Raw genomic sequence first — 20,191 nt, forward strand, 5'->3', positions numbered from 1 at the left:
CGATGACCGATCTTTCCCAACCAGGCTCTGAGGCCGGCGCGCAGCCGCAGGACAGCGCGGCCGCCGCGGTGCCGCCGCCGCTGTGGCTGCTCGCGGAGCTGACCTATCGTTGTCCGCTGCATTGCGCGTTCTGCTACAACCCGCTCGACTACACCGATCACAACCGCGAACTGAGCACCGCGCAATGGCTCGACGTGCTGCGCGAGGCGCGCGCGCTCGGCGCGGTGCAGCTGGGCTTTTCGGGCGGCGAGCCGCTGGTGCGCGACGATGTCGAAATCCTCGTCGAAGAAGCGCATCGGCTCGGCTTCTACACGAACCTGATCACCTCGGGCGTCGGTCTGACCGATCAGCGCCTCGGCGATCTGAAAGCCGCCGGGCTCGATCACATCCAGCTGTCGTTCCAGGATTCGACGCAGCAGTTGAACGACTTCCTGAGCAGCACGCGCACGTTCGAGCTGAAGCAGCGCGTCGCCGCCGCGCTCAAACGGCACGGCTTTCCGATGGTGATGAACTGCGTGCTGCATCGCTACAACCTGCCGCACGTCGACAAGATCATCGACATGGCGCTCGCGTTGGGCGCCGAATATCTGGAGCTCGCGAACACGCAGTACTACGGCTGGGCGCGTGAGAACCAGGCGCAATTGATGCCGACGCGCGAACAGCTCGAAGAAGCCGAAGCGGTGGTCGCGCGCTATCGCCGCACGCATGGCGAGCGCTGCAAGATCTTCTTCGTCGTACCCGACTACTTCGAGCGCCGCCCGAAGCGTTGCATGAACGGCTGGGGCGCGGTGTTCCTCGGCATCGCGCCCGACGGCGCCGCGCTGCCGTGTCACGCGGCGCGCGGCCTGCCCGGCCTCGCGCTGCCGAACGTGAAGGACATGCCGTTACGCGAGATCTGGTACGACAGCGACGCGTTCAACCGCTTTCGCGGCGTGAAGTGGATGAAGGAGCCGTGCCGCAGCTGCGACGAGAAGGAACGCGACCTCGGCGGCTGCCGCTGCCAGGCATTCCTGCTGACCGGCGACCCGGCCAACGCCGACCCCGTCTGCGACAAATCGCCGTTTCACGAAACCGTGGTCAAGATCGTGCGGAACGCGGCATCGGAACACGAGGCGACAGCAGCAGCACGCGAACAGCCGATCCTGTTCCGCAACGACGCCAACTCGCGCAAGCTCGCGGCGGCTGCCCGCGAGCCCGACGCTCACGGCGATAACCGAGCATCACCCGGAGGCCAAAAATGAGTGCCGACACCATCTCGGTTCTGCTCGTCGACGACCATGCGGTCGTGCGCGAAGGTTACCGGCGTCTGCTCGAACTGAATGCCGACGTTGCGGTGTGCGGCGAAGCGGGCGACGCCGCGCAGGCCTACCAGCGTTTTTGCGCGCTGCGGCCCGACGTGGTCGTGATGGACGTGTCGCTGCCGGGCGCGAGCGGCATCGAAGCGATGCGGCGCATGCTGGCGCGCGAGCCGGATGCGCGCGTGCTGATCTTCAGCGTGCATGAGGAATCGATCTTCGTGCGGCGCGCGCTCGACGCGGGCGCGCTCGGCTACGTGACCAAGGCGAGCGCGCCCGACGTGCTGGTCGAAGCGGTGCGCTCGATTGCGCGGCGCGCCGGCTATCTGAGCCCGGACATCTCGCAGGCGCTCGCGCTGCGCACCGCGTTCAACGAAGGGCCGCCGGGGCGGCAGCTGTCGGCGCGCGAGTTCGAGGTGCTGCGGCTGCTCGTGCAGGGCTATACGCTACCGAGCATCGCCGAAAAACTGGGCTTGAGTCAGAAGACGGTGGCCAATCATCAATCGGTGATCCGGCAGAAGTTCGGCGCCGACAACGGCGTGCAGCTCGCGCAGATGGCGAGCCGCCTCGGACTTCAGTTCACGGGCTCGGCCAGTCCCGCGTGAGCGGGCACGCGCGCGCAGAACAGAAAACCACCCTGCGGCTCGCTCGCGACGTGAAACTCGCCGCCGAGCGCCTCGACGCGCTCGCGCATGCCGATCAGTCCGAGCCCGCTGCGCGGCCTGGTCAGATCGGTGCCGGGGCCGTCGTCGGCCATCGTGACGACGATCTCGTCGATCTGCGTGCCGTTGTCTTCACGCGGCGCGCGCACCATGAACAGTTCGACGCGCGAGCGGCGCGCGAACTTCGACACATTCGTCAGCCCTTCCTGCACGAGCCGGTACAGCGTGATCGTCAACGCATCGCTGAGGCCGCTGAAATCGCCTTCGATCGTCATCGAGAAAGACGCTTCGGGCAAGCGCTCGCGCCAGCCTTCGACGCAGTGTTCGAGCGCGCTCGGCAAGCCGAATTCGTCGAGACCGATCGGCCGCAGGCGGCGAATCATGCCGCCGATCTCGCGGTACACATGGGTCGCACTCTGCATCAGCCCAAGCGCGATGCGATGAATCTCCGGCTCGCGCTCGCCCGATAGATCGCGGATGCGCGCGGCATCCAGCGAGATCGCGTTCAGGTATTGACCCAGTTCGTCGTGCAGCTCGCGCGCCATATGGCGGCGCTCCTGTTCCTGCGCCTGCAGCGCCTGACTGGCGAGGCGCCGGTTGTCGGCGAGCAGCCGTTCGGCCTCCTCTTCGAGCATGCGGCGATGACGCGCTTCGCGGCGCGCTTCGCGATAGCGGCGCCACGCGAACCACGCCAGCGCGATCGACAGCACCAGCAGCGCGCCCGGCAACTCGTCGAGCTGGAAGCGCTCCATGCCGCGCGTGAAGCGGTAGATCTTCTCGCTGAGATCGAAGCGCGCGCCGAGCACCGCCGCGAGCACGGTCACGGCGACGACCCAGCCGAGGTCGCGCCATATCGGCGACGGCGGCGGCGGACGGCCGGCGGAAGAGGAATGGATCGGTTCACTTGACATGACGTCTGCATTCTACTCAGCGCTGGGACCCGCAGCGGGTTTTTGCGCGGGTTTTGGGAACGCTTCCCTGGCAGATCGGGAAAAGCTCCCGCGCGGCTTACAGACGCGTATGCGAAGCTTTACACCAACGTCAAACAACGCGCGCCACGCGCGTATATCGAGCCGGCAGGAGACAACAACGATGAGCATGCGATCACAAGCACGCCGCAAACGCCGGCTTCAGCGGCGCGCCGGCATCACCCTTTGCGTCGGTGGCGCGCTCGCCGGTCTGTCCACCAGCGTTTGGGCACAGGCCGAGCCGCCGGCTGCGGCGTCGGCGCCGGCGCCGGCGTCTTCCGCTGCTTCTTCGAAGGCAACCGACGACAACGCCAACGGCGCCACGACACCCACCACGACGCTCGCGCCGATCGTCATCGTCGGCACTACGCCGCTGCTCGGCATCGGCACGCCGCTCAACCTGGTGCCGGCCAACGTGCAGACGGTGCACGCAACAGATCTCGAACAGCAGAACCGCCAGACGCTCAGCGACTATCTCGCGGCGAATCTGCCGAGCGTCACGATCTCCGACGCGCAAGGCAACCCGTATCAGATGAACCTGTTCTATCGCGGCTTTACCGCGTCGCCGCTGCTGGGCACGCCGCAGGGTTTGTCGGTGTTCGTCGACGGTGTGCGCGTGAATGAACCGTTCGGCGACGTCGTGAACTGGGACCTGATACCGCAACAGGCGATCGACACGATCCAGCTGATCCCCGGCTCCAATCCGACCTTCGGCTTCAACACGCTCGGCGGCGCGATAGCGGTCACGACCAAAAACGGCAAGGACGACCCGGTCGGCGAGGCCGAAATACAGGGCGGCTCGTGGGGACGCAAGGCCGCGCAGATCGAACAGGGCAGCACGATCGGCCAGAATCTCGACTACTACTTCACCGCCAACGCCGCGAACGACAACGGCTGGGCCGAGCAGAACGAGAGCCGCATCCGCCAGGTGTTCGGCAAGCTGCGCTATACCGACGCCGACACGACGCTGTCGTTGTCGGCCGGCGGCGCGGACAACGATCTGCACGGCGCGCAAACCATTCCGAAGTCGTGGTTCAATAACCCCAGGCAACCGTACACGTATCCAGATCAGAATCAGAACAGCGTCGGCTACCTGACGCTGTCGGGCGATCACTACTTCAACGACAACGTCGAGCTGAGCGGCAACGCGTACTACCGGCACTTTCGCAACACCAACACCAGCAGCAACGTCAACAACGACTACGGCACGATCAACCCCGACGGCAGCGTCGACACGTTGCAGGCGACCAACGTGCAGTCGACCGTGTCGACCGACAGCTACGGCGCAAGCCTGCAACTAACACTGCTCGGCAAGCTCGGCGGCATGAAGAACCAGTTCATCGCGGGCATGGCCGTCGATGCGGCCGATTCGCGCTTCACGCAGTCGTCGCAGGACGCGATGTTCACCGATTCGCGCGCGACGGTCGGCATCGGCAATTTCGTGCAGCAGACCGACGCGAACACGCACAACACGAACTACGGCCTCTACCTGACGGACACGCTGTCGCTGACGCCGCAGTGGGCGCTGACGCTGTCGGGCCGCTACAACTGGGCCGATGCGACGATCGGCGACGAAACCGGCACGCAGCCGCAACTCGACGGCCACCATACGTTCTCGCGCTTCAATCCGGCGATCGGCATCAACTGGAATCCGACGCCGACATTCACCGCCTATGCGACCTACAACGAGGGCATGCGCTCGCCGACCGCGATCGAGCTGGCCTGCGCCGACCCGAACGCGCCATGCTCGCTGCCGAACGACTTCATCTCCGATCCGTCGTTGCAGCCGGTCATTTCGAAGACCTATGAAGTCGGCGCGCGCGGCAGGATCGGCGGCAACACGACGTGGAGCGCGGCTGCCTACAGCACGACGCTCGACAACGATATCCAGTTCATCAGCAGCAACGGCGCGGGCAGTTCGCGGGGCTTTTTCCAGAACGTCGGGCGCACGCGCCGGCAAGGCGTCGAACTGGCCGGGCAGACGAAATATGGTCCGGTCACCGTGACCGGCAGCTATAGCTACGTCAACGCGACCTATCAGTCGACGTGGGTCGAAAGCAGCCCGAGCAACTCGAGCGCCGACGCGAACGGCAACATCACCATTCACCCCGGCGACCACATCCCGAGCATTCCGGCGACCACCGTCAAGCTGCGGCTCGATTACGCGGCCACCCCGAAATGGCGGATCAGCACGAACCTGACGTGGCGCGGCAGCATCTACGCGCAGGGCGACGAAAACAACCAGGACGTGAACGGCAAGATCTCCGGCTATCTGCTGATCGATATGGACACCAGCTACCAGGTGACGAAACAGCTGCAGGTGTTCGCCTCGGTGTCGAACCTGCTCGACAAACGCTATGCGAGCTTCGGCGCGCTCGGGCAGAACTTCTTTACCGGACCCGGCAACACGTTCAACGGCGCGGCCCCGGTCGACGAGCAGTTCGTCGGACCCGGTGCGCCGAGGGGGTTCTGGGTGGGGATGCGATATGCGTGGAAGTAATGGCGATTCGCGAAGCGCGTCGCCGCGCTGCGCGAATTCGCCTGCTTCACTCAATGCGATTCGATCGAGCCGTCGCTATGCGGATACGTGACGATGCCCCACGCGAGCGGCAGATCGCCGATCTGCTTGAGCGGCTGATAGCTCTTCGCGTCGAGTACGTAGACCGCGTCGGAGCGCCCGCACGCGACCATCAGCTTCGAGCCGTCCGGCGTGAAGCTGAAATGCCAGCAGCGCTGGCCGACCGGCACATCGGCGACATGTTCGTAGGTGTGGCCGTCGAACACCTGCACCACCTTGTCGCGCGCGGCGGCCACGAACAGCCGCTGACCGTTCGGACCGAACGCGACGCCATAGGGCCCGAGTTTGGTGTCGACGGTCTTGAGCACCTCGAACGTGTGCGCGTCGATCACGACGAACTTGCTGAGCGACTCCAGCGTGACCACATAGTGCTTGCCGTCGGGCGACAGCCGGATGCCGCGCGGCCGGCCACCCGGCGCGAGCTTCACCGTTCGGATCGGCGCGCCGGTGCGCGCGTGGTAAATCGATACCGTGTCGTCGCCCTCGTTGGTGACGAGCATCATCTGTCCGTCGCGCGAGAATTCGATGCCTTCGGTTTCGTGGCCGCTCGTGACCGAGCGGATCACGCGCCAGTTCTTCATATCGATGATCGCGATTTCGGCGGGCGGCTTGTTCGCGTCGTCGTCGTCCGCGCCGGGCTTGCCGCCCGCGGTCGCTGCGGGCTTGTTGTCGCCCTTCGCGTCGGGCTTATCGTCCCCCTTCGCCTCCGGTTTGCCTCCCGGCGGCCCGCCATCCTCGCCGGGCTCGTAGGTCACGTACGCGTAGCCGTTGTGGACCCGCACGTATTCAGGGTTTTTGCCGATCTTCACGCGTTTGACGACCTGGCCCGTGGCGGTGTCGATCACCGCGAGATCGTCCGTGTTCTTGTTGGCGACCAGCAGACGCGTGCCGTCGGCATTGAGGCTCAGGCCGCGCGGGCCGTCCGCGCCGACCGGAAAGGTCTGCGCGAGCGTCATCTGGTCGAGATCGATCACACCGACGCCGGCCTTCTCGCTCGTCACGTAGGCGAGCGGCGCGGCCGCCGCATGCGCGGCGCTCGCGGCCAGCACGAACGCGCAGGCCAGCGCGAGGGAACGGCGTGGCGGTTGGGGGGAAATCCGTGTCTCCAGCATCGTTGTACTCCGGGTTGATATCGCGGCGCCGCGATGATTCGCGTCATCGTTTCAAGGTAGTCCACCGGGCGCTTGTTTGACAACGCGGATCAGGCGGGAGATTTTCCCGAATTGCGCCGCGCCGGCCGTCGCGGGTTTGAAAAGCAGGGTCGGCGGAGGACAATGAATTCGGAGGTGGCGATGATGCTGCAAGTTGCCATGTTGAACCCTGCAAGTGCCCTGCATCCCGCGGCCGGTTACCGTCGCGCCGCGATCGTGCTGGGCGTGGTGATCGTCGCGCATCTGGTGCTGCTCGCCATCGCGTTGAACGCGCGCAACCGGACCGTCGAGCGTCCGGTCGAGCCGCGCACGATCACCGCGTTGCTGCTGAGCCCCGAGCCGCCCGCTCCGGTCGTTTCACCGCCCGCGCCGCCCCCGCCCGCCGCTGTCGTTCCGCCGGCGCCGACGCCGCCCGTCACGCGCCCGGTCGCGCGCGTCAAACCGGCGCCGCAGCCGCGCGCGCAGGTGACGCGCAGCGTGGAAAAGCCTGTGCCGACGCCGTCTGCGACCCGCGAAAGCAGCGCGCAGCCGGTCACGCAAGCGGCCGTGCCAGCGCCCGCACCGCAGGCCGCCGTGCCCGAGACGGCACCGGCCGCCGCGGCAGCGGCCGCCGCCCATCCGGCCGTGCCCGCGTCGACCGAGCCGCGCAACGTGTCGCATATCGACTGCTCGATTCCGAAGCCCGACTATCCCGACGTCGCGAAGCGGCGCGGCGAGCATGGCACCGCGATCGTGCGTTTCGTCGTCGGGCTGAGCGGGCATATCGAAACGGCTCACCTGCAAACCAGCAGCGGCTCCACGCGCCTCGACGACGCGGCGCTCGCCGCCGTGCATGCGGGCTCCTGTCAGCCGTACACCGAAAACGGCACGCCGGTGCGCGCCGCGTACTCGCAGTCGTTCGTGTTCGGCCTCACCGAGTGACCGAACCGACTAACCGAACCACGCAACAGACCACGAACACCAAACGAAGGAACGCGCCATGCAACATTACGGACTCGCAAACGTCTGGGACTCGGGCGATATCGTCACGCGCGGCATTCTGTGCGTGCTCGTGATCATGTCGGTGCTGTCGTGGACGGTGATCATCGTGAAGCTGTGGCAACTGATGCGCCTCAGGCGCGTGACCAGCCAGAGCGACGCGCGCTTCTGGAGCGCGGACCGTTTCGACGACGGGCTGCGCAGCCTCGGCCACCCGGCATCGAGCGCGCACGACAACCCGCTGCTCGCGCTCGCGCTGGCGGGCCATGAAGCCGCGACACACCATCGGCAGACGCAGCAGCATCTGCACGACCGCATCGACGTGTCCGACTGGATCACCCGGCGTCTGCAGGACACGATGGACGAAACGATCGCGCGCCTGCAAAGCGGCCTCGCGATCCTCGCGTCGATCGGCAGCACCGCGCCTTTCGTCGGGCTGTTCGGCACCGTATGGGGCATCTACCATGCGCTGATCGTGATCGGCGAAACCGGTCAAACCTCGATCGATCACGTCGCCGGCCCGGTCGGCGAGTCGCTGATCATGACGGCGTTCGGCCTGTTCGTCGCGATTCCCGCCGTGCTCGGCTACAACGGACTGACGCGCGCGAACCGCTCGATCGTCGCGCGCCTGAAGCGCTTCGCGCACGGCTTGCATGCGTACTTCGTGACCGGCTCGCAGTTGCCGTCGAGCGCCGGGCCGCAGATGCGCGTGGTGCCGCGCGGCACGAATGCGACGAACGCGACGAACGCCAGCCGCGACGGAGACCTCGAATGGCAATGAGCCCTTTCTCCGACGACGACGATCAAGGTCTGATGAACGAGATCAACATGACGCCGCTCGTCGACGTGATGCTGGTCCTGCTGATCATTTTTCTCGTCACCATTCCGGCGCTGCAACACGCGGTCAGGATCGATCTGCCGCACGCGAGCAGCCAGCCCGAAGCGGTCAAGCCCGCGCACGTGGACGTCGCGGTGCAGGCGGACGGCACGCTGCTATGGGACGGGCAGCCCGTGAGCGACGACGGCTTGCGCGCGCGCATCGCCCAGGCCGCCCTCGCGACACCGCAGCCGGAGTTGCATCTGCGCGCCGATCGCAAAGTGCCGTATGAGCGGGTGGCAATGGTGATGTCGGCGGCGCAGCGCGGCGGGCTGACGAAGATGGGCTTCGTGACCGACCCGCAGTTGGGCAAATGACGTGGCGCGGCATGCTTGCCGGCACATAAAGCAAAGCTTATCGGCGGCGAAAGAATCTCTGAATTTGAATCGGCGGACGGCTCGGCTATCGTGGTGCGTGTCTGAACGGCACCCACCCTCGCGAGGACCGCACGATGCAAGCCCTTATCTTCGACGTCGACGGCACGCTCGCCGACACCGAGACCGCACATCTACACGCATTCAACGCCGCGTTTGCGGAAGCGGGCCTCGACTGGTGCTGGGACGAAGCGCTCTATTCGAGTCTGCTGAAAGTGGCGGGCGGCAAGGAGCGTCTGCTGCATTACTGGCGCACGGTCGAGTGCGAAGAAGCCGGGGGCCCGCGCGCACGGGAGGCCGTCGACGCATTGCACGCCTTGAAAACCCGCCACTACACCGAGCGCATGCGCGAGCGCGGCGTGCCGCTGCGGCCAGGCATCGCGCGTCTGATCGACGAAGCGAACGAGGCCGGCCTGCGCGTGGCGATCGCGACGACCACGACGCCCGCCAACCTCGATGCGCTGTTGCAGCCGCATTTCGGCGCGAGCTGGCGCCATCGCTTCGCGGCGATCGGCGACGCCGGCACCACCGCGGCGAAAAAGCCCGCCCCCGACGTCTACCGCCACGTGCTCGAACAGCTCGGCTTGCAGCCCGCCGCCTGCCTCGCCTTCGAGGACTCGCGCAACGGCCTGCTGGCGGCGCACGCCGCGCGCGTGCCGGTCGTCGTCACGCCGAGCGCTTTTACCGCGCACGAGGACTTCGATGGCGCGCTGGCCGTGTTGCCCCATCTCGGCGATCCGCACACGCCGATCGTTGCGATGGTGCGCGGCGAATGGCATCGCTGGGTCGATCTGGCGACACTGCGCCGCTGGCATGAAGACGCCACGCGGCGTCCCGACACCGCTACGCACAACGCACTGAACGCGGACAAGGCGAACGCGAATGCGAGCCCGTCGTGGCGATGAACCGCGGCTACCACGCAGTCCTGATCGATCTCGATGGCACGATGGTCGATACCGCGCCGGACATCGTCGCGGCCGCCACCCTGATGCTGAAGGACTTCGGCGCCGCGCCGCTTCCGTTCGACACGGTGACCGGCTTCATCGGCAACGGCGTGCGCAGGCTCGTGCGACGCTCGCTGGACGCGGCGGCCGTCGGCGGGCACGTCCAGCTGGAGCACGCGCAGGCCGTGTTCGAGCGGCACTATGAGGCGACCAACGCGACGCTGGGTCGGGTATTTCCTGGCGTGATGGCCGGGTTGCGCGCGTTGCGGCAGCACGGCTACCGCTGCGCGTGCGTGACCAACAAGCCGCAGGCGCTGGCGGCAGCGCTGCTCGAAAAGACCGGGCTTGCCGCACATCTGGACGCGCTGGTCGCGGGCGACACCGTGGCGAGCATGAAGCCGTCGCCCGAGTCGCTTTGGCACGCGTGCCGGCTGCTCGGTGTCGAGCCCGAACGTTGCGTGCTGGTCGGGGATTCATCGGTCGATGTCGCGGCGGCGCGCGCGGCCGGTCTGCCGGCTTTTATCGTCAGCTATGGCTATGGCTGCACGAGCCGCGCCGACATGCCGCGCGGCGATGCGCTGATCGATTCGTTCGAGGCATTGCCGGCGATTCTCGCGCAAGCGCGGCCGGACCTCGATGCCAACGAGAGCGTCGACGCGAGCGCCTAACTCGCCGACAGCAACCCCGCCACCCGCTCCGATTTCGTCTGCACCGCAATATCTTTCGCGGTCATCCCCCGGTTGTCCTTCAACGACCGGTTCGCGCCGCGCGCGAGCAACAGCTGGGCGGTGTCCGCGCGATCGTAGCCGGCCGCCCACATCAGCGCGGTCAGATCGTTCTTGTAGGCCCGGTTCACGTCGACGCCCGCATCGAGCAATTGAACGACGACCTTCGTTTGTCCCTCTCCCGCCGCGTACTCCATCGCGGTCTTGCCGACGCGATCGGTCGCGAGCGGATCGGCGCCATGCGCGAGCAGCAGCGCGACGATTTCGTCGAAGCCGCCGAAGGCGGCGGCCATCAACGGCGTGTCGCCCGGCGCGTTCGCGTGCTGCACGTTCGCGCCGCGCTCGATCAGCGTGCGCGCCATCGCCGTATCGCCCTTCTTGCACGCGGTGACGAGCGCGGTGTCGCCGATCCGGTTCATCGCGTCGACCGACGCACCGCGCTGCAGCGCCGCGACGACCGATTGCTGATCGTCGTCCTTCGCGGCCGCGAGCAGTTGGCGGTTGATTTCGCCATGGTCCTGCGCGAGCGCCGGCACGCAGGCGCCGAATGCGGCGGCGAGCAGAACGGCGGCCGCCAACGGCCGAGTAAACATGTCTGTCATGGTGCGTTCCCCGTGCTACTGCAGATTGTTGATGTAGGCGGCCAGATGATGGATGTCGTCGTCGGTCAGATTACGCGTCACGCTGGTCATGTTGCCCGCATCGTTGGTGCGCGTGTGCGAGCGAAAGTCCTGCAACTGCTTGACGATGTACTGATAGTGCTGACCCGCGACGCGCGGAATCTCGTTCTGCCCTGAAAAACCGCCCAGGTGACACATCGTGCACAGCACCTCGGCGGCCTTCTTGCTGCCCGCTTCGATGCTCGCGCCATCCGATTTGTATGGCACTGGTATGGGCTTCTGCGCGGCGAAGTAATCGGCGAGGTCCTGCATGTCCTCGGCCGACAGGTTCGCCGCCATCGGCGACATGCGCGGATCGCTGCGCCGTCCCTGCTTGAAGTCCTTCAACTCCAGATACAGGTAGCGCGCGGTTTGCCCGGCCAGAATCGGATAGTCCGGATTGGTCGAATTGCCCATCGGCCCATGACAGGCCACGCACACCTGCGCTTTCGCCTTACCCGCCTCGGCGTCGGCGCGCGCACCCGACGGCAGCCATGCGGCGATCAAGCCGCCGCACAGCAGCGCCATCCAGACAGCGCGCGCCCCGCCCGGCGCTCCCCGCAGCGCCGGCCCCCTCATGGCACCGCGAACACGACGACGCTATTGCCGCGCTTGAAGTCGAGCTGCGTATTGCCGCCCGCCGCGACCGCCACGTATTGCTTGCCGTTCACCATGTACGACACGGCAGGCGCGTTGACGCCCGCACCGGCCTGGAACTCCCAGAGCTTCTTGCCGGTGGCGGCATCGAACGCGCGGAACAGGCCGTTGCCTTCGCCGTTGAACACGAGGCCGCCCGCCGTCGCGAGTACGCCGCCGATCAGCGGCTGGTCGGTCTTGTAGTCCCAAGCGACCTTGCCGGTGTCGACGTTGACGGCCGACAGCTTGCCCCATTGCGCCTCGGACGCGATCACCTTGAAGGCGCCGCCGAGCCACAGCTTGCTGCCGCCCGGATAGGCGGCGTCCTCGACCTGGTACGTCATCGGCTGATGCAGGTTGGCCGCGTAGACGAGGCGCGTTTGCGGATCGAACGCGATCGGCGACCATTCGACGCCGCCGTTCGCGCCCGGCAGCATGCGCGCGCCGGCCGCGGTCGGCAGGGTCCACATGTTCTCCTGCGGAATCATCGCCTGCGAGAAGCGGATCAGACGGCCGGTGGCGCGATCGTGCACGTATACGTGACCGGTCTTGCCCGCATGCACGACGCCGGGGATCATCTTGCCGTCGTTGTCGCGCACGTCGATCAGGATCGGCGGGCTCACCGCGTCGAGGTCCCAGACGTCATGCGGCACGTACTGGTAGTGCCATTTGTACTTGCCGGTGTCGAGATCGATCGCGACGAGCGAATCCGTATACAGGTTGTCTCCCGGCCGGATCGCGCCATACAGGTCCGGCGACGGATTGCCGACCACGAAGTACACCGTGTGCGTTTTCCGGTCGACCGCCGGCGTCATCCAGACGCCGCCGCCGAGCGTCTTGTAGAAGTCGCCGCCCTTGTCGGCCAGCTGCTTCTTCTCCGCGGCGATGTCGCGCTTCTCGTCGCGGCCGGTCGCGTCCTTGGTGGCCCATACGCCTTCCTGGCCGCTGTCAGGAATCGTGTAGAAGGTCCACAGCAACTGCCCGGAATTCGCGTCGAACGCCTTCACGAAGCCGCGAATGCCGTACTCGCCGCCGTTCGTGCCGATCAGCACCTTGCCGTCGACGACCGTCGGCGCCATCGTTTCCGAGTAGCCCTGGTCGGGATCGGCGATCTGGCTTTGCCACAGCACGTTGCCGGTTTTGGCGTCGAGCGCGACGAGCTTGGAGTCGAGCGTGCCCATATAGAGCCGGTCACCGGAGATCGCGACGCCACGGTTGTTGGGCCCGCAACAGAACGTCGTGACCGGACCCATCTTGTGCTTGTAATGCCAGAACTCCTTGCCCGTCGTCGCATCGATCGCGTACACGTGATTGAACGACGTGGTCAGGAACATCACGCCGTCCTTCACGATCGGCGCCGTTTCCATCGACTCGTTGACGGCGGTCTGGAAGATGAACACCGGTCTGAGCTTCGCGACGTTCGTCCGGTTGATCTGGTTGCCGGGGTAATAGCGCGTCTGCGCGTACGAGCCGTTCGGATGCAGCCAGACCGTCGTCGTGCTGCCGGCGCGATCGAGCTGATCCTGGGTCACGGGCTGAAGCGTCGAGGGCACCGGCGCCGCAGTGGTGGTCGAGCTGTTCTGAACTTCGTCGGCGGCATGAGCGGCGGGCAAGCCGAAAGCAATGGCGAGCAGCGGCAGGCCGATAATTCCTTGAACACGGTTGAATGGCATGAGCGTCTCCTAGCTTTTTATTGTTCCTATGAATTGCAGCGCAGGAGTGCGACATGGATCCACGCGGACGACAGCGTGAAAGAGCACGATGGCGCAACCCTCGCAGACAACAAACGCGTACGACCTTGAATCGTTGTTAGCTTTGTCAGGACGGGTCGGCTTCGCAGAGTGGGGAGAAGTACTGTACGGGTCCGCGGAAAACCGGCTCGATTAAGGGTAGGCGATGTGTTCCGGATTTTCTAGAGTAAATCGTTAAGGAGTGGGAATCGATGAGCTTGCGCCATTGTGGCCGCTCATCGCCGCCCTGCTCATCGCTTTCACCAAGGTTGCGGCAAGCGGGCTACGCGTCGAAACCGAATAGCCGGCGCGGCGTTTCCCACTGGATCCGCCGGCGCAGTGTCGCGTCGGGCACGATCGTCTCGAACATCGTCAGCAGCGGACCGTAGTCGAGCCGCTCCGGCGCGCGCAGAAACGGCCAGTCGGAACCCCATACGCAGTGCTCGGGCCCGAACGCGCGCAACAGCGCCTGCGCGTACGGCCAGGTGTCCTCGTACGGATGCGGGGCACGCGAATACTTCTGCCAGCCCGACAGCTTGACGCTGGCCCGGCCGCTATCGGCAAGCCGCAGCAGCGCGTCGAAGCCGGCCTGCGCGATGCCGTCCGCGAGATTCGGGCGGCCGCAGTGATCGACGACGATCGCGACCGGCTGCCGCGCGAGCCAGGGCCCGAGCGCCGTCATCTGGTCGCCGGCGACCTGGATCTGCGCGACCATGCCGAGGTCGGCCAGCATGCCGAACAGCGCGCCCGCTTCGAGCACCAGGTCGATGCCCTCCATCGCCGGATTGAACGCGACGCCTACCACCCCCGCCCGCTGTAACGCCACCAGCTCGCCACGGCCGATGTCGTTATCGACCACCGCAATGCCGCGAAAGCGCGCCGAGTAGGTTTCGAGCGCGTCGAGCAGGCAGCGGTTGTCGCTGCGATAGCCGCTCGTCGGGCCGACCAGCAGCGCGTGGCGCACGCCATACGCATCCATCACGCGCACGAACTGCGCGGCGGTGCCGATCTCCTGCTGCGCCGGCCGGTAAGCGGTGTCGTCGCGATACGGAAAGCGGATCGGATCGAACACGTGGCAATGGCAGTCGATCTTGTCTTCGTCGAATACGCTCATGAGTTTTTCCACTTAATAGACGGGCGTTGCACTGCCCGCGACAGCCGCACGATCGACGACGCGCCGCGCGCTCTGGTAAGCCAAATCCATCCGCGCTTGTGCAGGCAGCGACGGCATCGGCATTTCGACGCTGAGCACGACATCGGGCGCCACGGCACGCAGCAGTGCTTCGAGCGGCAATGCGCCGTCGCCGGGCGCGAGCCTTGCGGTGCGCGCTTCGAGGATTGCTTCATCGTCGTTCGCGGGCAGCGTGGCTAGCGCGTCGCACAGCTGCACGAAGCCGATCGATTCGGGCGGCAGTGCGGCCACGTCGTCCGGCGTGCCGCCCGCGCGCGACAGATGCAACGCATCGACCAGCAGCGCGAGATTCGGATGCGCGGCGCGTTCGAGCGCCGCGCGCGCCTGCGCGAGCGTACCTACATGACGCCAGCGCATGAATTCCAGATCGATGCGCAACCCGAACGGTTCCGCCAACTCGGCGAGCGCCGCGAGGTTGGCGGCCAGACGCGCCGCGTCGGGGTCGTCGCCGGACACGCTCACGCAGCGCGCGCCGAGCGCGGCGGCGGCTTCGAACAATGGCACGAACGATGCGGCATCGAGCGTCGGCACGATCGGGATGAACTCGACGTCGCGCACGGCAATGCCCTCGCCCGCCATCGCGTCGCGCAGGTCGCGGTGCGCCGCGCTGCCCGCCATCACAGGATAGGCTACGCCGCCCGGCGTGGCCGGATGCATGCGCAAGCCGACGCCGTTGAAGCCGGCGCGCGCGGCGAGCCGCACCCACGGCAGCGGCGCGATGTCGAGCGCAGTCAGGTGCGCGACGGCAAGCGGGCGCGCGATCTGTTGAGCGGGTTTCAATACGTGGCCCTCCCGCCGGTCAGGTCGAACGTGAAGCCCGTCGTGAAGCTGCACGCGGGGCTGACGATCCAGCTCGCCATCCTGCCGACCTCCTCGACCTGCAGGAAGCGGCCTAGCGGAATCTTCGCCTTGCTCGCTTCGATATGCTCGGACGACATTTCGCGGAACAACTCCGTCTCCACCATCGCGGGCGCCACGCAGTTGATCAGCACGTTGTCGCGCGCGAGTTCCTTCGCGGCCGATTTGGTGAACGCGATCACCCCTGCTTTCGCCGCCGAGTACGCCGAAATGAACTGCACGCCCTCCTTGCCCGCGATCGACGCGACGTTCAGAATCCGGCCGCCGCCACGCGCGCGCATGTGCGGAACCGCGACGCGGCAGCCGTAGAACACGCTGTTCAGATCGACTTCGAGCACACGCCGCCAGGCCTCCACCGGATACTCCCAGCTCGGCACCACCGGCCCATTGATGCCCGCGTTGTTGACGAGAATATCGACCTGCCCGAGCGCCGCGACGGTCGCTTCGAATGCGCGCTCGACCGCCTCGTATGAGGAAACATCGACCGACTGCAGATGATCGGGCTCGAAGCCCAGACGCTTCGCGTCGCAGCCGCCGACATCGAGGTCCCACAGCGCGACGCGGGCGCCGTCCGCCTTCAGCTGACGCGCGATAGCGAGCCCGATGCCGCGCGCCGCGCCGGTGACGATCGCGACCTGGCTGTCGAATGAGTGACTCATGGCAAACATTTCCTTGTTTCAGAGAGAGGAGTTCAGAGGGACGATTCGGCGTTGGTCAGCACGATCCGCTTGATGTCGCCGACCACGAACACGTAGGACAGCGCACCGACCAGCGTGACCGCCGAAATGAACGCGAGCGCATAGACGAACGAACCGGTCGCGCCGACGATCAAGCCGATCACAAGCGGCGTGACGATGCCGGCCGCGTTCGCGAACAGATTGAAGATGCCGCCGCTCAGCCCGAGCAGACCCTTCGGCGCGATATCGGACACGATCATCCACGCCAGTGCCGACATGCCCTGCGCGAAGTACGCGACACACAGGATCGCGATCACGGCCGCGGTCGAATCGACGTAGTTCGCGAGCGCGATGCTCGAGGCGGCGAGCAGGCCGCTGATCACGGGCAGCTTGCGCGACCAGTTCAGCGAGATGCCGCGACGGAGCATCGCATCGGAAATCCAGCCGCCGCTCAGCGTGCCGACCGAGGCGGCAATGAACGGCAGCACCGCGACCATGCCGACCTTCAGCCACGGCATGTGCCGCTCGGTGACGAGATAGGTGGGAAACCACGTCAGGAAAAACACGTTGGTCGAATTGCACGCGAACTGGCCGATGCAGATGCCGAGCATGCTGCGGCGACGCAGCAGCGCGCCGATATCGGCCCAACGAAAGCGCGTCGAATCCCGCTTGCCGTCGACGACACCGCCGCCGCTCGCGATGTAATCGAGCTCGGCGTGGTTCGCCGCTTTCGATTCATGCGGCTCGCGAAAGCGCAGCAGCCAGACCGCGCCGAACGCGACGCCCACCGCGCCGACCATGCCGAACAGCGCACGCCATCCGTAGCGCTGTTCGAGCCAGAACAGCAGCGGGCTCAGGAAGGCGAGGCCCACGTACTCGGCGAACGTGTAGATGCCGGTCGCCCGAGCCCGCTCGCTTTGCGGAAACCACACCGCGACGACGCGGCTGTTGGTCGGAAAACACGGCGCTTCGGCCGCGCCGATCAGAAGACGCATGATCAGCAGCGACACGAAGCCGGTTGCGAGTCCTTGCAGGCCCGTGAACAGCGACCACAGCGTCAACGCGAAGAAATAAGTCCAGCGGGTGCCGACCCGATCGAGCAGCACGCCGCCCGGAATCTGCGAAGCGGTGTAGGTCCACGAAAAAGCGGAAAAGATCACGCCCATCAGCGCCGGCGTCAGACCCAGATCGTGGCTCATGCCCGGCGCGGCGATGCCCGCCACGCTGCGATCGAGATAGTTGATCATCGTGCCGATCGCGAGCAGCGCGAGGATGCCGAAGCGCGCCCGTGTGCGTGCGGCGGCGGGCGCGGCGGCGTTGGCGTCCGCGCCGGCTTGCGCGGAAAAGGTCCGCGGGGTCTGGGTTGAGTTCATCGCGTCTCCATCGTTGATTTCGTCCGCGCCGCCGGTCTTCGAGCCTGGCGGCCGGCGTGCGGCGTTCGATGGAAATACTAGGGAGTAACCGTCGCGCTGTCGTATGCCGAGGTTGAGCTATCCTATAACTTTTGGTTAATCGCTCGGTGCGATCAGGGGCCGGAGGCAAGGATGCGTTTCAAGCTGCGGCAAATGGAAGTTTTTCGCGCGGTGATGCTGACGGGTTCGATCAACGCGGCCGCCAGAATGCTGTACGTGTCGCAGCCGGCCGTCAGCAAGCTCGTGTCGCACACGGAAACCACCTTGGGTTTGCGGCTGTTCGAGCGCGCCAAAGGCCGCCTGATTCCGACGGCCGAAGCGCAGGCGCTATTTCGCGAGGTCGAGCAGGTCTATCAATCGGCGTTGCGGGTCGACGAATTCGCACGCGCGCTTGCGCTCGGCCCGGCGAGCCTGTTGCGCGTCGCGTGCAGTCCGTCGCTCGCGACGGCGATCGTCGCGCCGGCCATCGTCGAGCTGAAGCGCAAGCTGCCGGGGCTGCGAGTCGATTGGCATACCACATTGATGGCCGAAATGCCGTTGGAGGTTCTGAGCAAAACGGTGGACGTCGCGATCACCTCGATGCCGATCGAGCACGAGCATCTCGAAGTCGTGCCGTTCATGCGCGGACGCATGGTCTGCGTGCTGCCGCCCGCTCACCCGCTTGCCGAACGCGCGAGCATTGCGCTCGCCGATCTGACCGCCGAGCCGATGATTCTTTTCAGGCGCGACATTCCGTTCGGCACGATGATCGCGCGCGCCTGTCAGCAAGCCGACGTCGAACTGACTTCGGTCGTCGACGTGACGCGCGCCGATCAGGCGCTTGCGCTAGTACGCGGTGGACTCGGACTCGCGATCGTCGATGAATTCGCAGCGGCCGGGGAAGATTGCGTGGTGCGGCCGCTGGCGGAGAACCTCGAGATGACGTCGACGTTGGTCTACTCGAAGTTCTCGCCGCCGACGCGCAACGCGATGCTGCTGATGCGGGCCGTCTACCGGCGCGCCGAACAGTTGGGACGGCAGATCGGCAGTGTGCCGGGCGACATCGCGTGAGCTCGCTTCGGGTCGCGGCCGCTCATCGAGCCGATCAGAATCGGCCGCCGCGCGAATCGGCACCCTGCAGATAATTCCGGTTGGTCTGTTCCGGATTCCGGTTCACCAGCGGTCGCGCGTATAGCGGATGATGCAGGCTGCGCACTTCGTGCTCGAGCCTGAAGCAACGCTCTCCGGACGACAGATCGACCAGGTCCGCAAACCGGTACTGGTGCGGCTCCTCGCCATATACGAGGCCTTTTTCGGCGAGCCGCCCGAACGGCCCCGAAAAAGCGGCGGCGTAAATGGCGATGTGGTGTCCGTCGTATTCAGGAATGGGCGCGGTCGTTTCCGCGTACAGCAGTTGCTGATGCGTGCCGATGTCGATCATCGCGCGGTGCAGTCCATGCTTCTCTTCGATGTCGACGGGCGCGTCGAACATGTCGCGGTAAAAGCGCGCGATAGGCAATGCGCTGCCGACCGGCACATCCATCTTCACGAACGCGATGCCCAGATCGATTTCCGACCACGGAGCCGACGCGGATCGACCGAGCGGATCGAGACACTCGTAGCGGTTGCCCCATGGACACGTCACTTCGACACTGCCCTCGCGCTCCGTCCAGCCGAACGCAGTGCCGGCGAGCAGCGGCTCGACCGAGCGCAGACGCGTGACGAGCGCTTCGCGCTCGCCCACCACGAGACCGACACTGCCGCGCAGACGTTGCGCCGCACCATGCGGCAAGTGAATCTGCGAGCGGCCGATGTTGATCCACATATTCTCGACACCGGTCATCACGAACGGATCGCGCGTGAGCCCAAGGCCGGTGACGTAGAAAGCGGTCGCGAGAATCTGATTGGGGATCTTCAGGTTGACGTGTTCGAGCAGGATCAGATTGCCGGTGTTGTCGTTAGCGTATGAATGTTCCATGTATTTGCCTTGTGCAAGAGCCGCGAAACGCTGGGCAAATTATGCATCAACAGGGCAAGTGGTACGTGCTCGCGCAACTCGGGGGGCTCACGTCTCGAGAACCTCCCACGGCCCATCGCCGGTTTTGCAGACGATCGGCGTCCAGGTTTGGGTATGTCCTTTAGCGACCGCGGTCAGCGTCGCGGTACGGCAGGTTCGAGCGCCGTCCCTGGTCGTATCCTGCGGCGTCACCGTGCCTCTGATCGAAACAGAATTGCCGGTACCCGCATTGCTCCACTCGTACGATTCGCCATCCCTTTTTGTATCGAGCGCCTTTTGCGCCACGTCGTTGAGCGCTTGACGGTCGGCGTCGTGCATGTAAGTGACGGGCGAGTCTTTCACAAAGTTCAGGCTCGTTGCATGGCATAAAACGGGGCTGGCGAGCAGCGCCACCGCTGCCAGCCACTGCGTGATCGCGAGGGTGTGCGCGGCGTCGGGTGTGAGCGCGCACGCGTCGGGACGAGGTTGACGTGACATGG

At 66.0% G+C, this 20,191-nt stretch carries 20 protein-coding genes; 9 read left to right on the top strand and 11 right to left on the bottom strand.

All coding sequences use genetic code 11. The features are described 5' to 3' along the window. Window positions 1-2: 2 nt before the first annotated feature. A complete protein-coding gene (pqqE, locus tag EVC45_RS20350) occupies window positions 3-1,241 on the top strand; it encodes a pyrroloquinoline quinone biosynthesis protein PqqE (RefSeq protein ID WP_129960040.1) in 1,239 nt (412 codons plus the stop codon). Next, entirely contained in the window at window positions 1,238-1,900 is a 663-nt protein-coding gene (locus tag EVC45_RS20355; RefSeq protein ID WP_129960041.1) for a response regulator transcription factor, read from the top strand. The genes pqqE and EVC45_RS20355 overlap by 4 nt, the downstream gene beginning before the upstream one ends. On the opposite strand, the gene EVC45_RS20360 is transcribed toward EVC45_RS20355, so the two are convergent. Then, window positions 1,870-2,868, bottom strand: coding sequence for a histidine kinase (locus EVC45_RS20360; protein ID WP_129960042.1), 999 nt, complete (start codon window positions 2,866-2,868; stop codon window positions 1,870-1,872). The genes EVC45_RS20355 and EVC45_RS20360 overlap by 31 nt on opposite strands. Before the next feature lie 181 nt (window positions 2,869-3,049). On the opposite strand from EVC45_RS20360, the gene EVC45_RS20365 reads away from it, so the two are divergent. After that, on the top strand, window positions 3,050-5,425 hold the full coding sequence (locus tag EVC45_RS20365) for a TonB-dependent receptor (protein ID WP_129960043.1): 2,376 nt from the start codon (window positions 3,050-3,052) through the stop codon (window positions 5,423-5,425). 50 nt (window positions 5,426-5,475) lie between these two features. On the opposite strand, the gene EVC45_RS20370 is transcribed toward EVC45_RS20365, so the two are convergent. Next, window positions 5,476-6,615 carry a beta-propeller fold lactonase family protein gene (locus tag EVC45_RS20370; protein ID WP_129960044.1) on the bottom strand — a complete coding sequence of 380 codons (1,140 nt, stop codon included), beginning with the start codon at window positions 6,613-6,615 and terminating at the stop codon, window positions 5,476-5,478. 180 nt (window positions 6,616-6,795) lie between these two features. Between EVC45_RS20370 and EVC45_RS20375 the strand changes: the two genes are divergently transcribed. The 5 genes from EVC45_RS20375 (at window position 6,796) to gph (ending at window position 10,495) form a co-directional block, all read left to right on the top strand. Further along, complete coding sequence (locus EVC45_RS20375) at window positions 6,796-7,575, top strand: energy transducer TonB (RefSeq protein WP_248295197.1); 780 nt, start codon at window positions 6,796-6,798, stop codon at window positions 7,573-7,575. A gap of 58 nt (window positions 7,576-7,633) precedes the next feature. Then, window positions 7,634-8,413: a MotA/TolQ/ExbB proton channel family protein gene (locus tag EVC45_RS20380; protein WP_129960046.1), complete on the top strand. Its 780-nt coding sequence runs from the start codon at window positions 7,634-7,636 to the stop codon at window positions 8,411-8,413. Then, the gene (locus tag EVC45_RS20385; RefSeq protein WP_129960047.1) at window positions 8,404-8,826 is read left to right on the top strand and encodes a biopolymer transporter ExbD; all 423 of its coding nucleotides are present in this window, start codon (window positions 8,404-8,406) and stop codon (window positions 8,824-8,826) included. Before EVC45_RS20380 ends, EVC45_RS20385 begins: the two co-directional genes overlap by 10 nt. Window positions 8,827-8,960: 134 nt before the next feature. Beyond that, on the top strand, window positions 8,961-9,788 hold the full coding sequence (locus EVC45_RS20390; RefSeq protein WP_129960048.1) for an HAD family hydrolase: 828 nt from the start codon (window positions 8,961-8,963) through the stop codon (window positions 9,786-9,788). Then, complete coding sequence (gph, locus tag EVC45_RS20395; RefSeq protein WP_129960049.1) at window positions 9,779-10,495, top strand: phosphoglycolate phosphatase; 717 nt, start codon at window positions 9,779-9,781, stop codon at window positions 10,493-10,495. The genes EVC45_RS20390 and gph overlap by 10 nt, the downstream gene beginning before the upstream one ends. On the opposite strand, the gene EVC45_RS20400 is transcribed toward gph, so the two are convergent. The 7 genes from EVC45_RS20400 to EVC45_RS20430 form a co-directional block, all read right to left on the bottom strand. Beyond that, entirely contained in the window at window positions 10,492-11,154 is a 663-nt protein-coding gene (locus EVC45_RS20400; RefSeq protein ID WP_129960050.1) for an ankyrin repeat domain-containing protein, read from the bottom strand. The two genes, gph and EVC45_RS20400, sit on opposite strands and share 4 nt — an antisense overlap. A gap of 15 nt (window positions 11,155-11,169) precedes the next feature. Further along, window positions 11,170-11,790 carry a cytochrome c gene (locus EVC45_RS20405; protein WP_129960051.1) on the bottom strand — a complete coding sequence of 207 codons (621 nt, stop codon included), beginning with the start codon at window positions 11,788-11,790 and terminating at the stop codon, window positions 11,170-11,172. Beyond that, the gene (locus EVC45_RS20410) at window positions 11,787-13,520 is read right to left on the bottom strand and encodes a PQQ-dependent dehydrogenase, methanol/ethanol family (RefSeq protein ID WP_129960052.1); all 1,734 of its coding nucleotides are present in this window, start codon (window positions 13,518-13,520) and stop codon (window positions 11,787-11,789) included. The genes EVC45_RS20405 and EVC45_RS20410 overlap by 4 nt, the downstream gene beginning before the upstream one ends. 340 nt (window positions 13,521-13,860) lie before the next feature. Continuing rightward, the gene (locus EVC45_RS20415; RefSeq protein WP_129960053.1) at window positions 13,861-14,691 is read right to left on the bottom strand and encodes an amidohydrolase; all 831 of its coding nucleotides are present in this window, start codon (window positions 14,689-14,691) and stop codon (window positions 13,861-13,863) included. Window positions 14,692-14,703: 12 nt separating this feature from the next. Beyond that, window positions 14,704-15,549 carry a sugar phosphate isomerase/epimerase gene (locus tag EVC45_RS20420; protein WP_248295198.1) on the bottom strand — a complete coding sequence of 282 codons (846 nt, stop codon included), beginning with the start codon at window positions 15,547-15,549 and terminating at the stop codon, window positions 14,704-14,706. Beyond that, window positions 15,546-16,286: an SDR family NAD(P)-dependent oxidoreductase gene (locus EVC45_RS20425; RefSeq protein WP_129960054.1), complete on the bottom strand. Its 741-nt coding sequence runs from the start codon at window positions 16,284-16,286 to the stop codon at window positions 15,546-15,548. The genes EVC45_RS20420 and EVC45_RS20425 overlap by 4 nt, the downstream gene beginning before the upstream one ends. A gap of 32 nt (window positions 16,287-16,318) precedes the next feature. Continuing rightward, a complete protein-coding gene (locus EVC45_RS20430; protein ID WP_129960055.1) occupies window positions 16,319-17,677 on the bottom strand; it encodes an MFS transporter in 1,359 nt (452 codons plus the stop codon). 171 nt (window positions 17,678-17,848) lie between these two features. Between EVC45_RS20430 and EVC45_RS20435 the strand changes: the two genes are divergently transcribed. Then, window positions 17,849-18,766 (top strand): LysR substrate-binding domain-containing protein, encoded by a 918-nt coding sequence (locus EVC45_RS20435; RefSeq protein WP_129960056.1) that lies wholly within the window; start codon window positions 17,849-17,851, stop codon window positions 18,764-18,766. A 34-nt stretch (window positions 18,767-18,800) separates the two neighbouring features. Here the strand turns inward: EVC45_RS20435 and EVC45_RS20440 are convergent, their stop codons facing one another. Beyond that, window positions 18,801-19,673 (bottom strand): glyoxalase/bleomycin resistance/dioxygenase family protein, encoded by an 873-nt coding sequence (locus EVC45_RS20440; RefSeq protein ID WP_129960057.1) that lies wholly within the window; start codon window positions 19,671-19,673, stop codon window positions 18,801-18,803. An 87-nt stretch (window positions 19,674-19,760) separates the two neighbouring features. After that, complete coding sequence (locus tag EVC45_RS20445; RefSeq protein ID WP_129960058.1) at window positions 19,761-20,189, bottom strand: RT0821/Lpp0805 family surface protein; 429 nt, start codon at window positions 20,187-20,189, stop codon at window positions 19,761-19,763. Window positions 20,190-20,191: the final 2 nt, after the last annotated feature.

The organism is Paraburkholderia sp. UYCP14C (genome assembly GCF_004197395.1).
Classification (GTDB): domain Bacteria; phylum Pseudomonadota; class Gammaproteobacteria; order Burkholderiales; family Burkholderiaceae; genus Paraburkholderia.

Coding starts and splice junctions, on each gene's coding strand:
- pqqE (WP_129960040.1), top strand. CDS start 3: ATGACCGATCTTTCCCAACCAGGCTCTGAGGCCGGCGCGCAGCCGCAG.
- EVC45_RS20355 (WP_129960041.1), top strand. CDS start 1,238: ATGAGTGCCGACACCATCTCGGTTCTGCTCGTCGACGACCATGCGGTC.
- EVC45_RS20360 (WP_129960042.1), bottom strand. CDS start 2,868: ATGTCAAGTGAACCGATCCATTCCTCTTCCGCCGGCCGTCCGCCGCCG.
- EVC45_RS20365 (WP_129960043.1), top strand. CDS start 3,050: ATGAGCATGCGATCACAAGCACGCCGCAAACGCCGGCTTCAGCGGCGC.
- EVC45_RS20370 (WP_129960044.1), bottom strand. CDS start 6,615: ATGCTGGAGACACGGATTTCCCCCCAACCGCCACGCCGTTCCCTCGCG.
- EVC45_RS20375 (WP_248295197.1), top strand. CDS start 6,796: ATGATGCTGCAAGTTGCCATGTTGAACCCTGCAAGTGCCCTGCATCCC.
- EVC45_RS20380 (WP_129960046.1), top strand. CDS start 7,634: ATGCAACATTACGGACTCGCAAACGTCTGGGACTCGGGCGATATCGTC.
- EVC45_RS20385 (WP_129960047.1), top strand. CDS start 8,404: ATGGCAATGAGCCCTTTCTCCGACGACGACGATCAAGGTCTGATGAAC.
- EVC45_RS20390 (WP_129960048.1), top strand. CDS start 8,961: ATGCAAGCCCTTATCTTCGACGTCGACGGCACGCTCGCCGACACCGAG.
- EVC45_RS20400 (WP_129960050.1), bottom strand. CDS start 11,154: ATGACAGACATGTTTACTCGGCCGTTGGCGGCCGCCGTTCTGCTCGCC.
- EVC45_RS20405 (WP_129960051.1), bottom strand. CDS start 11,790: ATGAGGGGGCCGGCGCTGCGGGGAGCGCCGGGCGGGGCGCGCGCTGTC.
- EVC45_RS20410 (WP_129960052.1), bottom strand. CDS start 13,520: ATGCCATTCAACCGTGTTCAAGGAATTATCGGCCTGCCGCTGCTCGCC.
- EVC45_RS20415 (WP_129960053.1), bottom strand. CDS start 14,691: ATGAGCGTATTCGACGAAGACAAGATCGACTGCCATTGCCACGTGTTC.
- EVC45_RS20425 (WP_129960054.1), bottom strand. CDS start 16,286: ATGAGTCACTCATTCGACAGCCAGGTCGCGATCGTCACCGGCGCGGCG.
- EVC45_RS20430 (WP_129960055.1), bottom strand. CDS start 17,677: ATGAACTCAACCCAGACCCCGCGGACCTTTTCCGCGCAAGCCGGCGCG.
- EVC45_RS20435 (WP_129960056.1), top strand. CDS start 17,849: ATGCGTTTCAAGCTGCGGCAAATGGAAGTTTTTCGCGCGGTGATGCTG.
- EVC45_RS20440 (WP_129960057.1), bottom strand. CDS start 19,673: ATGGAACATTCATACGCTAACGACAACACCGGCAATCTGATCCTGCTC.
- EVC45_RS20445 (WP_129960058.1), bottom strand. CDS start 20,189: ATGTCACGTCAACCTCGTCCCGACGCGTGCGCGCTCACACCCGACGCC.